Source organism: Myxococcus sp. AM009 (genome assembly GCF_013372605.1).
In the GTDB taxonomy this organism is placed as follows: Bacteria; Myxococcota; Myxococcia; order Myxococcales; family Myxococcaceae; genus Myxococcus; species Myxococcus vastator.
This window is the reverse complement of sequence record NZ_JABXEP010000016.1, coordinates 17,184-32,153: the sequence shown is the minus strand read 5'-3', so window position 1 is coordinate 32,153 and position 14,970 is coordinate 17,184. Positions and strand designations below refer to the sequence as shown.

The following is a 14,970-nucleotide window of genomic DNA, read 5'->3' as shown; positions in this document are numbered from 1 at the left end:
CTGGAAGGCACGCATCAAGGGCTCCGTGGATTCAGTACACGACCACCGAGGCGTAGACACTGGTGCCGTTCGTGTAGGCCACCAGGGCACCGCCGTTCGATGGGAGTGCCGCGACCGCTGGCACGGCGCCCGGCCCCACCGTCCTGGCATCCGCGGCCAGAATCATGGTGGCCCCCACGAGCATCCGGTCCAACTGGATGTCGCCCGTCCCTCGCTGGGAGGCGATGTAGCCGTTGCCGAGCGCGTCCGCGTCAATCGTCCGGAAGGGACCGGGACCGACGTCCGTGGGGAGGCCCGGCACCTGGGTGCTCGTCCCCGGTGCGGACATGGGGATGACGTCCACGTTGTCGTCCCCGAAGGAGCCCGTGACGTAGATGAAGCCGTTGGAGCCCGTCCAGTCCGAGAAGAACGCCTGCCCCGGCGGGGAGCTCAGCGGGCCGAAGCTGGTCCCCTGAGCGCTGCTGCGGCTGATGCGGAAGGAGGGGTCGTCGCTCACCGAGAAGACATCTCCGCTGACCTTGTCCACGAGGACGTCGAAGTAGGCATTGCGCTGGTCCACGTCCGTCACGCTGAAGTCGTTCGCGCCTCGCGCGAAGTTCCGGAGGACGCGGACCCCTGCGTTGCTCCCTCGCGAGACGGAGATGTAGAGGGCGTCGCCCCTGGAATCCAGACTGACGGTGGGGTTGGCCGCCGCGCTGAGGGTTCGCGGCGCCTCCCAGCTCGCTCCCGCGTCGAGGGTCCGGGTGAATATCACCGTGCCGGCGCTGGTGGCCGCGACGTACGCGACCCCCGTGGGGCCGCCTTCAATCACGACCTCCGCCGCGTTGGTGATTCCCAGGGGAGTGGGCCCCACCCAGGTGTGGCCACGGTCCACGCTCACACTGACATGGACATCGCCACCGCACTTCATGACGACGTAGAAGCGCCCCAGTGCATCCACCGCCGCCTTGCGCCCCGTGTTCGATTCGGCCGTGGTGCAGTTCAGCGTCCCGCTGACGAGCGTGGGGGGCACATTCGAGAAGGCATCCAGTTGGCACGCGGCGTCGCAGCCATCCCCGGGGGTCGTGCCGCCATCGTCGCACTGCTCTCCCGTGACGCTGTCGACCAGTCCGTCACCGCACACCTCCACGCCCTGGCAGTCCGCTCGGCACCCGTCTCCCGCGACGCGGTTGCCGTCGTCACACACCTCACCCGAATCGGTGTGGCCATCGCCGCAGACAGGCGGTCCCCTGACGGTGATGCTGACCGTGGCGGTATTGGAGGTCAGCGCGCCGTCGCTGGCCGTGAAGGTGAACGAGTCCTCCCCCTGGAAGTCCGCGGCCGGCGTGTAGAGCAACTGGGCGCCCGTCCCGGACAGGGTTCCGTGAACGGGAGGCGCCGTCACGGTGTACGTGAGCGCGTCTCCATCCACGTCCGTGGCCGCCAACGTGATGGGCGGGGACGTGTTGTAGTCCGCCGTCACCGTGGCGGAGGCAGCCACGGGCGCGTCATTGACCGGAGTCACCGTGACCGAGACGGTGGCCGCTGCCTGCTTCTTTCCGTCGGAGACCGTGACCTGGAAGCTGTCCTCTCCGGCGAAGTTCGCGTTCGGGGTGTACGTCACCGAGGCCCCCGCGAGCGAGAGCGTGCCATGGCCAGGCGTGGTGTAGAAGAAGTCAAGCGCGTCGCCATCCGGGTCCGCCGCGGGGATGGTGATGGTCACCGAGGTGTCCTCCGGGGTGGTCGTGTGGACGTCCTCGACCGTGGGCGCTGAGTTGTTGTCGCAGACGCTCGGCTGTCCCGTGCAGGTGTATCCCGGCTCCACCTGGCAGACGCTGTTGCAGCCGTCTCCAGAGAGTTGATTGCCGTCGTCACAGATTTCGAATCCGCCCAGCACCCCATCACCACAGATGGGCCGCAGCGACGTCTCCACCGCGTCCACCAGGTAGAGCGCGAGCACCGCGCCCCTCAGGCGCACGTAGCGATAGGGCTGGTTCCCTGGGTACGTCGCCACCGCCACATGCGTCCCCAGGCCCAACTCCACCAGGTGCAGCGAGCTGGAGCCAATGAACGTCCCATCCGCCTTCAGGAAGTCCACCTGGGCCACCAACGCCAATGACAGGCCCTGATAGTAGACGCGCAGGTCGCCGGTGCCTTCCTCGCCCTGGCCCAGGTCCAGCACCAGCGCCGTGTTGAGCAAGCCGAGCAGTGTCGCGGCCCGCCCGTCCGGAGCGCCCAGCGCCGCGCTCGCGTTGAGCACCGTCGCCGTGGTGCCCGACGCCACCGCGTCCGCATACGGGTCCCACGTCAATGAGGCTTTCGGACGCTCACGCGTCAGCGCCCCATTGTCCTCTAGCGATACTCCATCCTCCGGAGGACGGACTTTCTCCTCCAGAGACTCCACACCACACGCTCCCAGCGATAAGGCAAGCGTGACCGCCAGTCTCCGCGACCACAGCACCCCAGGACGGCTTCGCATCTATTGTCTTCCCCCGAAGAGTAGGATGAAGTCCGGAATGGACCGTCCCCCCCATGGAATGAACGACACCACTTCTTGCTCCCGACGATTCGGCGCGCAACACATGGATGGCCAACGTCCTCAGGCCACTAGCCGACAAGCACCCGAGTACCATGGATACGAAATCCACGACATGCGTCCGCCTGCCGCCGCGAATCACGACACGTTCGCGGGAGACTCATTTTCTATCAGTAAAGTCCCGAAACGTGTCGTTGGCTGGAGGGGCGGGGAGGGAGGCTCCTTGGTGGCATCGTAGAGGGGCGTCTGGGGTTGATTTTAGCAGCGGCAGAATGTTGAGGTGGCGGCGGTCATCCCAGACATCGGTGACTTCCAAGGCGATGGTAATGAGGCGCCGCGCACTGGCGCGCGCCGGAATGGCGCCGACCGCGCGGGTGCGGCGCTTTGCCTCGGTGTCCATCCTCTCCCTCATCGTAGGCAATCAGGGCCGAGACGTTCTGCAATGCGCGTGACTCGATTCGGTGGGTGACGCTCACGCGTCACTGGCGCTGGAGCGCCTTCTTCCAGGCTCACTCCGCGACGCCCAGCTCATGGATGAGCAAGACGGTGCGCTCCGTCACGCCCGGCGCCACTGTCAGCGCGATGCGCTCCGCGCCCTTGATGAACGCGTCGTCCGGGCCCGGCGCGTAACCCTGCGCGGAGAGCTTCTCGCGGTAGAACGCGCGAACCTCGGCCGGAGTCGCCGTGGTCGCGTAGCTCATGGACTTCATCCACTCGAGCTGGGTGCTGGTGACAGGACCGCTGCCCGGGTAGATCGGCGCGAACGCTGGCGCCGCCTTCTGCTGCCGCCTGGCCAGCTCCGCCGAGCTGACGATGAGCGTCGTCGCATTCTTTCCCGACGGCTGCAGGATGACGGTGTACGAGATGAGGCGCTCCGGATCCAGCCCGGTCACCTGATCACCGAGCTTCAACTTCATCTCCGCCGTCTCCTCCGCGAGGTACAGGCCCCTGCGTGCGAAGAGCGCGCGGAAGTGCGCCTTCAGCGTCGCGACGTCCTTGCTGGAGACGAGCGTCGAGGTCTCGATGATGACGCCGTCGACGACCATTTTCTCCGCCTGCGTGGGCTGCGAAACGGCCCCCGGGACGTCCTTCACGAAGGGATTCGCGGAGGCGACCGACCCCACCGAGAGCGTCATCACCCACGCGGTCACGACAAGAAGGGTTCGGCTCAGTCGCATGTGTATTTCCCGAGGTAGACAAACCGCGTCGCCGAGGTCGAACGGAGCCTGTTCGCGGCGTCGAAGGCCTCGCGATACGTTCCGCGTCTCCTGCCCAGCGACGGGTCGTCCACGAAGTTGTGGTCCATGGGCTGCGTCTGCCAGATGCGCTCGTGGGACTCTCCGAAGGTGCCGGACTCCTCGCCCCGGAAGCTCAGGTAGAAGCCCGTCACCCGCCCACGGGGCGTGCTGCCGACGATATCGTTCGCCCATCGCTCGGGCAGACCCGTCCACCCCATGGAGCGGTCCCACCCCTCGTGCGCGAGGCTGTAGAAAGCCCGGTTCTGACAGCGCTGGCCAGGGACGTCGTCCTGGAGGAGGGCGCACTCACGCTCTTCATCCTCTCCCGAGGTGAGCCCGTGGTCCCCAAGGAGGATGTTCAGCGAGCCGCGGCAGGTGTCGCCCGCCGCGGGCCGGCCCAGGCCGCACAGGCTGAAGGAACTCCGCGTGAGGTGCTCGGCGGAGAAGACGCCGTCGTCCGCGGCCTTGAGGAATCGCGCCGGGAGGTTGATGGTCCTCACCGACCCCTGGGTGATGCACGAGAGCGCGCCCGGCTCGCCATAGGCAGGCGTGTTCGCTGTCGCGGACACGCGGAAGCCATTGCGTGGGTCCTCGCTGCGGATGCACGCCGTGTTGAGTGTGCCCGCCTGGGAGTAGAGCTGGGTGGGCCCCCTGTCGCCCGGTGTGCTGCTGCGGCCATCCCAATCCGCGTACCGCTCGTTGGTGGCGTAGGTCACGCGCGTCGCGGCAATCCGGCCCGAGTCGTACCAGGCCCAGTCGTCGACGGTGTCCACGCCCGGGCGCTCGACGCGGTACGCGGTGGCATCCCATGCTGCCGCGGCCACCGCTTCATGGGCCTTCAGCGAAAGATGCGCGAGCTCGGCGAAGTGCAGGCCGAACATCAGGACGGTGACCAGCACGATGATGCCGAGCACGGCCTCCAGCATGGCCTGTCCCCGCGCGCCCTTCGCGGCACCCTGGCGTCCCTTGCGCGTCACCATCCGGTGTACCCGTTCCTGACCAGGCTTTCGAACGCGCCTTGCACCTCGGTGGCCCCGGTGCCCGACAGGAACTCACCCGCTTGTGTATCGAAAAGGGTGCGATCGGGAGACCCTGCCCGGGGCCGGTCGATGGAGAGCCGCGTCAAGCCGGCCCGCCAGTATGGCGCGAACAGGTTGGGCGGCTCCGTCGAGTGTTGGAACCGGTGGTAGTAGACGATGCCGGAGCCCACCGCGACCTGACGTGGCGCTCCGCCGAAGGTGTGTCCGCCCCCCAGGCTGAGGGTCCTGCTGTCTTCGGCGGTGGTGCGGAAGTTGAACGAGAGGTTCCAGACATCCCGCTCGGGCACCGGGTCGCGCGACAGCGCCGTCACCAGCTTGGGCTGCCCCTGGAGGTTCGCCGCATCCAGGACCTGTGCGCCGTTGAAGTCGACGAAGGGCGGAAACGTCTCGACCGCGTGCCGGGTCGTGTGGCCAATGCCTTCGTGCTGGGTCGCGGTGACCCGCACCGCGCCAGCGCCAATTCCTCGCCCCGCCAGGCCAATGGCTCCCGCGATGGGGAAGGCGGGGAGGGGCGACATGCACATCGTCCACCTGCGGAGTCGCGCCACGGCCCCCGGTATCCGGCCCACGTCGGCGGCGGGGAGGAAGGCGACGCGTGTACGCCCACCCTGTCCATCATGGGCGCGTGGCTCATACGGCCGGCCCGAGGGAAGCGGCGCGTAGTCGCTGTCGTAATAGCCTTTGCCACTGCGGGAGCCGCTGTAGAAGACGTGACCGGCCGCGAACAGCAGGAGGGAGCGGTGGCCGACGCTGTCCGACGAGAACATCCGATCCCACGCGCCCCCCTCGCCCCGATTGCGCAGGAACGGGTGCCCGCGGGTGCCCATCACGAGGTGTCCGACCTCGTGCGGTTCACTGCCTTGACGAGCCGAAGCATGGTCGAGCACCGCATCGTTCAGCTCCCGCCGGGTGACGGCCGTCCCGGCTGGCTGGACGCGGACCTCGTCGGGCGCGACGAGGTTCGCCCGGGACAGGTACTCTTGCGCGAGTCCGTCGGGGCCGTCACCCGCGCGAGCCCGGGCACGCGCCAGCACCTCGACCTGCGCGGCGTGGATGCGCTGCGCCGCGTTCCATCGCGGCAGCGTCTCCGCGGTGAAGAGCTCCGTGTCGCGCCGCAGCTTGCCGCGCGTCTGATTCGCATGCACGGTCGACAGCGTGGCGAGCACGAGCGTCTGTGCGAGCGCACGCGTGCACAGCCCGCACATGGGTTTGCGGACCGGATAGCACTGAAAGAAGGTGTTGACGCTATACGGCACGGCCATCAGGCGAAACAGCTCCGCCGCGTTGTCCGCGTGTTTCCAGTACAGCGTGGACCAGGAGATGAGGCTCAGCGTCCCGAGCGTCGAGACGGCGTGCGCCACCTGGACCCGGTTCATCACCGCCACGGAGTTGAAGGCGCGCGCGGTCGTCACCGCGGAGCTGTATGCGGCAGTGTCCGCCAGTGTCTGCAGCTCCATGCGCTCCTTCACCTTGGCGCCCATGGACAGCGTCATGCACACCATCACCACGAGCAGCACCAGCGTCAGTGCGAACAGCACGAGCGTCTGTCCTCGCGCTACCGGCCTGGTCCGGAGGTTCATGGCGTGAACCCCGGCGCCGAGCACTCAGCCCCGGCGAATTCAGACAAGCGAGGAGGCGTCATCATTCGCATGGTGGAGGAGACCTCAATGGGGAACATGTAGTGGCCGCGCGCGAGCCTGCGCCGCAGCTCGGACGCCATCCGGGCATCGAGGCTCGGGCGGCCCTCGGCTTCCCATTCCGCGCTCCGGGTGAGCATGAGCGGGTCCTGGCCCGTGAAGCTGTCGAGCCCCAGCCGTGCCGCGGCGATGCGTGAGAACACCCAGTCCGCGAAGGGGATGCGCAGCGGCGCCCAGAAGATCATCCGGACCTCGAGTCGCAGCGGCTCCGCTCGCCCCGGGCGGGGCAGGGGCTGATCGAACGCGACCACGTCCGCGGCCGTGGGCACCGGCTGCTCCCGCACGAGCCAGACGAGCGCCTCGGTTTCAGCACCGGCGCTGTTCCAACCTGGGCCCCTGTAGCCGAGGTAGTGGTTGTCGCGGAAGCGGCCAAAGGCCTCGCCGAGCTGTTCGCCGGGGGTGACACCCGGGAGCGTCCGGTCGCCGAGGAAAGAATGCACCGCGGGAAGCACGGACAGGAGCGCGGCGTGGGTCATCGGCGTGCAGGCTCCGTGATTCAAGGAGCCGACCCGGGTCGCCTGGAACACGCCGTACTGCGCGAAGAGGCGGGCCTGGGAGAGCAGGAAGAGCTGCAGGCTGCCCAGAATCACGAACAGGACAAGGGGGAGCGTCAAGGCGGTTTCCACAAACGCCTGACCGGATTCGCGCCGCATGGTTCTTCTTTCCTGAAGGCGTTTGGTGTTTCCAGACTCCGCTTGTCTATTCCTGCCCGGCACCGTCGCAGCCGACCCCATGGCAGCCCGCTGGTATGAGACGTCTGGCCTTCTGGAGTTGCTCGCGCTGCTCGGGGCAGAGGACGTGCTCGCCATGACGATCTTCGCAGAACATCTTCGCCGCCCGCGCCATCTCCGCGTTCAGTTCCTCGTTTTCCGCCGCGGTGCATCGTCGCATCTGGCCCTTCTCACTCATGCATAGCTTTTCGTCGCGACGCTGCCGGGCCACCTTGAGCGCGTCGTTGACGTTCCGGCACCGCGAATAGCAGAGGTCCGAGGCGCGGCTGCAGTGCTCACGGCACTTCAAGCGCCCCTCGCACCCAGCGGTGCATCCTGCGAGCCGCTTCGCGCAGCGCTTCGCGCAGTCATGGTCTCCTGGCCGCTCCCGGGCCGCGAGCGCTGCTTTCCGGGACGCGCTGCCTGCTACCGAAGTGGCATAGGCGGCGGGGTGGACCTCTCCAGACGTGTCCGTGGCGTCGAAGAGCGAGGCGAAGCCGCGCACCTTGCTGGGGTGGCAGAGCCCGTCGAGGCCGCAGGTATGGTTTTTCTGGCTGCAGCGCTTGTTCGAATCACAAGCGAACCGGATCTCCTCGTCCATGTTTAATCCCTGACAGCCCCCGCTCAGGGCCACGGCGACCAGCAACAGCATGGCGGCCGGGGGTGAACGCTTGCGGGAAGGCATGAGCGCGCTTCCTCCTGGGGCGTGAGGCAGGGGCGTCAGGTGTCGAGGTAGGGATCGTCAATGATAGGCGGTTCCGTGGGGTTGGCAAGCCATGCCTGACGCCTGGGAGTATGTAATTGATTTGTGCAGGATAGGGAGCGATCGCTGGTGTCTTGTTTAGGACAAGCCGCCTCGCGAGCCTTGCGCACTGCGATACCTGGCTCAGGTGGGGTGCGGACTTGGAGTTGGGCGTCGGCAGAGCTGACGACGGGCCGAGGGGGCGGGTGCCCGCGCCTGGGTGAAGGGGGGTGCGTGTTGGCGGGTTGGGCCATGGGAGGATCTTTCATGGCCCAGGTGACGGTGGATGTGCCCGAGGCGTTTGCGGAGGTTGTTCGCGGTGAGCGTCAAGGCTGTCGTCTCGTGAGAGGGCTCAGCCGATGCACTTCATCTCCTGCGCAGCCGGGGTGAGGTTCGGGGAGGGGCCTCGACGGAGGGGGCCCACCGGCGTCCGGTTGCGAGTGTCGCTCGCGTTGACAGGTTCCGAGAGACCGACCGCGTACCCCTCACTCACGCGACAACCGGACGTGGGAGAGCGCCGGGCGCATGCGCATGAAGGGCAGCTCCACATAGGTGTACAGCAGGAGTGACAGCGCCATCGTGAGCGTCCAGCAGAGGGCCATGGCGCCCAGCAATTGGGCCATGGAGGGCACTTCCTTCAAGCCGATGAGCGTGTAGAAGCCAAAGATGATGATGGGGTGGATCAGGTAGGTCGAATACGACAGCCTGGCGATGGGGTGCCACGCTTTCGCCGCTAGCAGCCGACCCCACCACGCGCCGACACCACGCGCGGCGAAGCTGGCGAGCAGGAAGGCCGCCGTGCCGATGGCGAAGACGGTGTGGTAGGCGCTCAGATACATGAGACTGAACGTGGTGGACCATTCGGTGCCGGGCTTGAAGATGGGCGGCGCGATGACCCATCCCCAGCTCATGATGCCTACCCATAGCAGGAGGACCGCGCTCCAAGGGGTGTCCACCACCCACCGGCGGTAGGGGCTGCGCATCAGCTCCGTGACGGCCACGCCGATGAGAAGGGCCCCAAAGCGGGTGTAGGGCTTCACGTAGAACACGTCGTTGTAGGACTCGAAGGGCTGCGGGTCGATTCGTTCGTGGATGACGATGGGAAGCTCCACCCCATGGCTCCAGACAAGCCAGGCGCGCAGGGCGACGCCCAGTCCGGCGAGCGTCACCATGACGGCCAGGTTGCGCCGCGCCGACGTGCCGCACATCAGCAGCAGCCACGGGAAGAGGAGGTAGAACTGCTCTTCAATCGCCAGGGACCATGCCCACTTCATGCACTGCTGCGCCGTGGGGATGAAGTTGTTGACGTAGAGCAGGTTGGCCCATGCGAAGCGCCAGTTCTCGCCTGAGAGCAGGCAGAAGAGCAGGAGCACCACGACATACGCGGGCATCAGCCGGAGCAGGCGGCGGGAGTAGAACTGGAGCAGGTTGATTCCTCCGCGCGTCTCCAGTTCGCGCACCAGCATCCCGCTGATCAAGAAGCCGCTGATGACGAAGAAGAGGTCGACGCCCAGGTCACCACGAATGAAGAAGGTGAACAGGGGATGCGTTGCGTGTTCGTTCACCACCGCCATGAGCGCGTCACGAGGAATGAACATCCCGACACACCAGATGCAGTGCAGGATGAACACCCAGAGGATGGCGATGGCCCGCAGGCCATCCACCTGTTTGACGCGCGCCTCCCCCGGGTCCACCAGTGTCGCGAGGGCACGTCTCATCCTTCCTGCTTCGATGCGCTCATCCATGCTGGTCTCACTCACTGCACGTCTCGGAGGAGGTCGTCGACCGCTTGGTCGAACTCGTCTTCGGTCAGGCCCGCGATTTCCCGCACCAGCAACTCGTCGTCACCGGTGTCAGGGGCGGCGGCCTGGGCGCTGCTGGCCGGGCGCGCTTCGGTGTCCTCGCCCCAGATGGACTTCAGCAGGTGGGTCGCCAGCTCCGCGATGGTCGGACTGTCGAATACCACCACCGACGGGAGCTCGTGCGAGAGCTCCCGCTGGAGGCCGTCCTTCAGGTGCAGCGCCGCCAGCGAGTCGAGCCCCAACTCGAAGAGGGCCCGGTCGGGGTGAATCTCGTTGGAGGAGCGGTTGCCAGGCAGCAGTTGTGCCGCCAGCCGCAGGATGAGCGCCGTGACGGCTTCACGCCGCTCGCTCGCGGGGAGCGCGTCGAGCATGCCGCGCGCCACCGCTCCCCGCGCTTCCGCCCCGGCGCCCCCCAGCGCGGCCAGCCAGCCGAACCGGGATGTGTGGAGCATGGTGGCCAGCTTCGCCCAGGCGAACCGGCCGATGACGACTTGTGGTGCCGTGCCGGAAAGGAGCGATGGCAGGCACTCGATGCCACGCTCGGGGGCGATGAGCGACACGCCCTGGCGCTCCATGCCCTGACGTCCGCCGACCTGGGCCATCAGTCCGGTTCCCGCCCACGGGCCCCAGTTGATGCTGGTGGCGGGAAGCCCCGAGGCGCGTCGCGCGAGGGCAAGCGCGTCCAGCCACGCGTTCGCCGCCGCGTAGTTGCTCTGGCCCGCCGAGCCCAGCACCGCGCTGGCCGAGGAGAACATCCAGAAGAAGTCGAGCGTGTGGGCCCGCGTCGCCTGGTCCAGCCACAAGGCCCCTTGCACCTTGGCGGTGAACGCTCGGGAGAAGGACTCCCAGGTGTGTTGGCGCAGCAGCCCATCCGCGAGCTCCGCCGCTGCGTGAATGACGCCGCGCAGGGGAGGGCCCGGGAGCTGCTCCACCAACGCCCGCACCTGCTCGCGGTCGGTGATGTCCGCCTGGACCACGTGGACCTGGAGCCCCAGGGTCCGCATGGCGTCGATTCTCGCCTGCTTCGCGGCCTCGGGCGCCCGGCGTCCCACCAGGGTGACGTGTCCGGCCTTGGACCGGGCCATCCACTCGGCGACGTGCAGGCCGAGGTCTCCGAGACCTCCCGTGATGAGGTAGTGTGCGTCCGCGCGCAGCCCCCCCCGCGTCGCGTCCGCCACCTCCGGAAGGGGGGCCGGCTGCATGCGCAGGACCCAGCGCTCGCCCTCGCGCAGGCAACGCTGGTCCTCACCTGCCTCGGTGTTCAGCGCGGAGAGGAGTTCGTCGACCTGCGCATCCAGCGGGCCCCCGTCGAGGTCGAGCAGTCCGCCGTACCGCTCCGGCAGCTCCTGTGCCAGGGAACGGCCGAAGCCCCAGAGCGGCGCCTGGCTCAAGCCCGGGACACCCGATGAGGGCTCCACCTGCTGGGCATGACGGGTGACGAAGAGAATGCGGGCCTGCTGCTTCATGCGGCCCATCGCCTGGGCGAGCGCCAGGGGACCGGCGCACGTCAAGGCCTGGGCCTCGTCGACACTCCGCGCTGTCTCCGGCGTGCTGACGCCCAGGGCCCAGAGGTAGACGACGTGAGAGCACGCCGCGATGGCGTCCGTCAGGACGCTTCCGGGGGTCTTGGGCGCGACGATGAACGTGCTGTCGTCGACGCGGCGCGAGTGCTCGCCCACGAGCACCTTCACCCAGGGGGTTCCGCGAGCCGAGAGGGTGGCGCAGAGCCTGTCACCCAGCCCTCCTGTGTCTGAGAAGACGGCCACCCGGCGCACGCCGTCGAGCGGCCGTGCCTCGCGCGCGCTCGGCGTCTCCGCGCGCACCCATGTGGGGACGTAGGTCTCCAGCGCGGGAGCGGGTTCATCGTCTCGGCCTGACTCGGGCACCTGCCGCAGAGACTTCACGCGGAACCCTTCGACTTCCGCGATGCAGTCACCCGCCACGTCGCGCACCAGGAGGTCGCAGACCCTCACACCCTGGGTCGGCGCCTCGGTGCTCCACTGGCCGAGCACCTCCGTTGCTCCGCGCGGTGTCCCCCGGAAGCGGAGCCGTTTGACGCCGACGGGCACATACGTTCCCCCGGCCGCGTCGGGAGGTTCAACGACCGCCAGCCCGTGGAAGGCGGCGTCCAGCAGGGCGGGCGGGATGTCCTGGCGTGTCTCGCTGCCCTCCGCCGCCGTCACCGGCCGGAGCCACGAGTGGAATCGCCGTGTGTCATGGCGCAGACGTTCGACGAGCGCGAACGCGGGGCCGTAGTCGAGCCCCCGCGAGGTCAGCATGGCGTAGAAGCCCTTCATCCCCTCCGGACCGACCTGGGTGGCGCCCTCGTCCGCGACGCCCCTTTCGCGCAGGTCCGGCCACCCGGCCCCTCCCACGTCCCGGAGGGGCGCGCCATGGTGGCCCTTCGCATGGACGCGGCTCCGCCCGTTTTCATCCTGGCTCGTGATGGTGAACGCGTCGCCCTTCACGACGACCTGGACGGACGTCTTCTCCGAACCCAGTGGGAGCATCTGGACGATGTCCACGTCGCGGAGCTCCACGTCCGTTGAGTCCGAGGCGAGCGTGCACGCGGCACGGGCCATTTCGAAGTAGCCAGCGCCCGGGAAGACGATGCGTCCTTGCACCTGGTGGTCGCGCAGCTCAGGATGGCTTCGGGTCGAGAGCTCCGAGGCGAAGTGCACCTCCTGCGCGTCGCGGCGCGTACACCTCTGGACCAGCGGGTGGAGCCAGGCGGTATTGGGGCCGCGCGCCTCGCGCCGACTCACGCCACCGGGCCACAGCGCTTCGTGTTGCCACGCGTAGCTGGGAAGGGGAACACACTGGCCGCGCTCGCCCGACAGGGTGCCCCAGCTCAAGGATGCGCCCGCCATGTAGACGTGGGTGAGTGCTCGCCGGAGGGCCGCCGCGGGTTCACCGTCCTCCGGGATGGAGGCAACCTGGATGGACTGAAGCGTCGCATCCGGTGACGGGAGCTCCGCCCCCAGCTCCAGCAGCAGGCCGTGGCCTTCGCGGATGAGCCTCGCGACATGGCCCCGGAGTGATTCGCCGCTGGCTCCGGCCACCGTCAGCTCGTGACCTTGGAGCCAACCTCCGCTTACCGTGGAATAGAGCGGCAGGCCCGCGGCCTGGATTGGCAGGGAGGCGCTCCAGGACGCTCGCGCCGGGGACTCCCTCCGAGCGGCGGACTCCAGCGCGGTGGCCACGGCGTCGGGGGAGAGCCGTCCCGCCACGAAGGCCGCGGCGAGCAGCGCTTCTCCGTGTCCCAGCACGGCCTCCGGAACCACGCCCCAGGCGCGCCAGAGCTCCGCGAGCGCCACCGTGAACACGAAGCGGCCGGGAACCGAGACATCCAGCCCCGCGGGCGTCTCCGCCGGCAGCGACTCACCCGCGAGCCAGTCATCGAGCTTCACGCCCAGCCGCGCCTGGAAGCGGTTGCTCCACTGGCGGCACGTCTGCGCGAAGCGAGGCTCACTCGCGAGGAGCTTCGCGGCGAAGGCCCGCCAGTGGCCCGGAAGCGCCGTGAAGGCCCAGGCGATCCGCGGGGGCTCCGTGGGCGCGCTCCAGGGGCCGGGCCGCAGGGACTGCTGTCGTAGCGCGGCCGCGATTTCATCGCGCGAGCGGCCAGCGACAGCCGCTCGGAAGCGGTGGTGGCTCCGTCGCGCTCCGGCGGTGTGCGCGAAGTCCTCCAGTGACAGGCCGGGCGTGCGCTCCAGCCAGTCCGCGTAGCGCGCGAGCTGCGCGCGCAAGGCCGCCTCCGAGCGCGCGGAGACGGGGACCAGGTGGAGGTGCGCGCCGTCCGGGGCCTCCTGTCTCGCCTCGCGCGCGGGTGGGCCTTCGAGGATGACGTGCGCGTTGGTGCCGCTGAAGCCAAAGGCGCTCACCGCGGCACGCGCGGGCGCGTCCGTGCCGAACCAGGGGCTGTGCGCGGTGAGGACGCGCAGGGGCGCGTGGGTCCAGTCGAACAGGGGATTGGGCGTCTTCAGGTGCAGGTGAGGCGGCACCTCCCGGTTGCGGACGACCAGCGCGGCCTTGATGAGCCCGGCGATTCCCGCCGCGGGCTCCAGGTGGCCCATGTTGGTCTTGAGGGAGCCGATGGCGATCGGTGCGTCCGCCGTCCGGCCCTGGCCATACACGGCGGAGAGCGCCGCCAGCTCGATGGGGTCACCGAGCTTCGTTCCCGTCCCGTGTGCCTCCACGTAGCCCACCTCCTGGGGCTCCAGGCCGGCATCGCGCAAGGCCTCCTTGATGACCATCTGCTGCGCTCGTCCATTGGGCGCGGTGAGCCCATTGCTCCTCCCGTCATGGTTGATGGCGGAGCCTCGGATGACAGCGGCAATCGGGTCACCGTCCCGCAGCGCCTCCGACAGCCGCTTGAGGACGACCATGCCGCAGCCCTCGCTGCGCACGAAGCCGTTGGCCGCGGCATCGAAGGTCTTGCACCGGCCGTCGGGGGCCTGGGACATGAGCAGGGAGAAATAGATGTTGTTCTGGGGCGCGAGAATGAGGCTGACGCCCCCCGCCACGGCCAGGTCGCACTCCCGGGTGCGCAGGCTCCGAATGGCCTGGTGGACGCTGACCAGGGAGGAGGAACAGGCGGTGTCCAGGGTCATCGACGGACCCATCCAGCCGAACACGTAGGAGATGCGGCCCGCCGCGACGCTGGCGGTCGTCCCCGTGCCCGCGTAGGGGTCAATACGCCGCGGGTCTCCCGAGTGCATGTTCTGCAGCATGAAGTCCTGCGCGGACAGCCCCAGGAAGACCCCCGTCCGGCTGCCCTCCAGCTGTTCGAGCCGCTGCCCCGCGCTTTCGAGCGCCTCCCACGTCACCTCCAGCGTGAAGCGGTGCTGCGGGTCCATCTGCACCGCCTCCCGCTCGGAGATGTCGAAGAAGCCTCGGTCGAAGTCCTCCACGCGCTTCAAGAAGCCGCCATGCCGCGTGTACATCTTCCCGGCGACCTGGGGCTTCGCGTCGTAGAACGCGTCGAAGTCCCAGCGCTCCCTCGGAATCTCGCCGATGGCGTCGCGCCCGCTTCGCAACAACTCCCACAGCCCGGACGGATCATGGACGTCGCCGGGGAGCCGGCACGCCATGCCGATGATGGCGATGGGCTCGCGCTGCGAGCGGACCACGGCGTCAAGCTGCTCCTGGAGTTGACGCAGTGCCGCCGTGGCCCGCGACAGGAGCGCGGCGCTGTCTCCGGTCTTCTGCTGCATGACTTCCTCCCGC

8 protein-coding genes and 1 pseudogene are annotated in these 14,970 nt (G+C 68.4%); all 9 read right to left on the bottom strand.

The annotated features are described in order from the left end of the window. Positions 1–31: 31 nt before the first annotated feature. The 9 genes and pseudogenes from HV824_RS06455 to HV824_RS06420 all read right to left on the bottom strand — a co-directional run bounded on the left by HV824_RS06455 (position 32) and on the right by HV824_RS06420 (position 14,957). Positions 32–2,290, bottom strand: coding sequence for an Ig-like domain-containing protein (locus HV824_RS06455; protein WP_255207814.1), 2,259 nt, complete (start codon positions 2,288–2,290; stop codon positions 32–34). 478 nt (positions 2,291–2,768) lie between these two features. Further along, positions 2,769–2,921 (bottom strand): annotated as a pseudogene (locus HV824_RS37230) (IS256 family transposase); the annotation flags it as partial. Between the two features lie 103 nt (positions 2,922–3,024). Continuing rightward, positions 3,025–3,693, bottom strand: coding sequence for a hypothetical protein (locus HV824_RS06450; protein WP_176422896.1), 669 nt, complete (start codon positions 3,691–3,693; stop codon positions 3,025–3,027). Then, a complete protein-coding gene (locus HV824_RS06445; protein ID WP_176418076.1) occupies positions 3,684–4,733 on the bottom strand; it encodes a hypothetical protein in 1,050 nt (349 codons plus the stop codon). The genes HV824_RS06450 and HV824_RS06445 overlap by 10 nt, the downstream gene beginning before the upstream one ends. Next, positions 4,727–6,331 carry a pilus assembly protein TadG-related protein gene (locus HV824_RS06440; RefSeq protein WP_368670942.1) on the bottom strand — a complete coding sequence of 535 codons (1,605 nt, stop codon included), beginning with the start codon at positions 6,329–6,331 and terminating at the stop codon, positions 4,727–4,729. Before HV824_RS06440 ends, HV824_RS06445 begins: the two co-directional genes overlap by 7 nt. A gap of 38 nt (positions 6,332–6,369) precedes the next feature. Further along, a complete protein-coding gene (locus HV824_RS06435) occupies positions 6,370–7,143 on the bottom strand; it encodes a TadE/TadG family type IV pilus assembly protein (RefSeq protein ID WP_176418074.1) in 774 nt (257 codons plus the stop codon). A gap of 46 nt (positions 7,144–7,189) precedes the next feature. Then, positions 7,190–7,885, bottom strand: coding sequence for a hypothetical protein (locus HV824_RS06430; RefSeq protein ID WP_176422895.1), 696 nt, complete (start codon positions 7,883–7,885; stop codon positions 7,190–7,192). Between the two features lie 542 nt (positions 7,886–8,427). Continuing rightward, entirely contained in the window at positions 8,428–9,660 is a 1,233-nt protein-coding gene (locus HV824_RS06425) for an acyltransferase (RefSeq protein WP_176422894.1), read from the bottom strand. 38 nt (positions 9,661–9,698) lie between these two features. Beyond that, complete coding sequence (locus HV824_RS06420) at positions 9,699–14,957, bottom strand: type I polyketide synthase (RefSeq protein ID WP_176422893.1); 5,259 nt, start codon at positions 14,955–14,957, stop codon at positions 9,699–9,701. Positions 14,958–14,970: the final 13 nt, after the last annotated feature.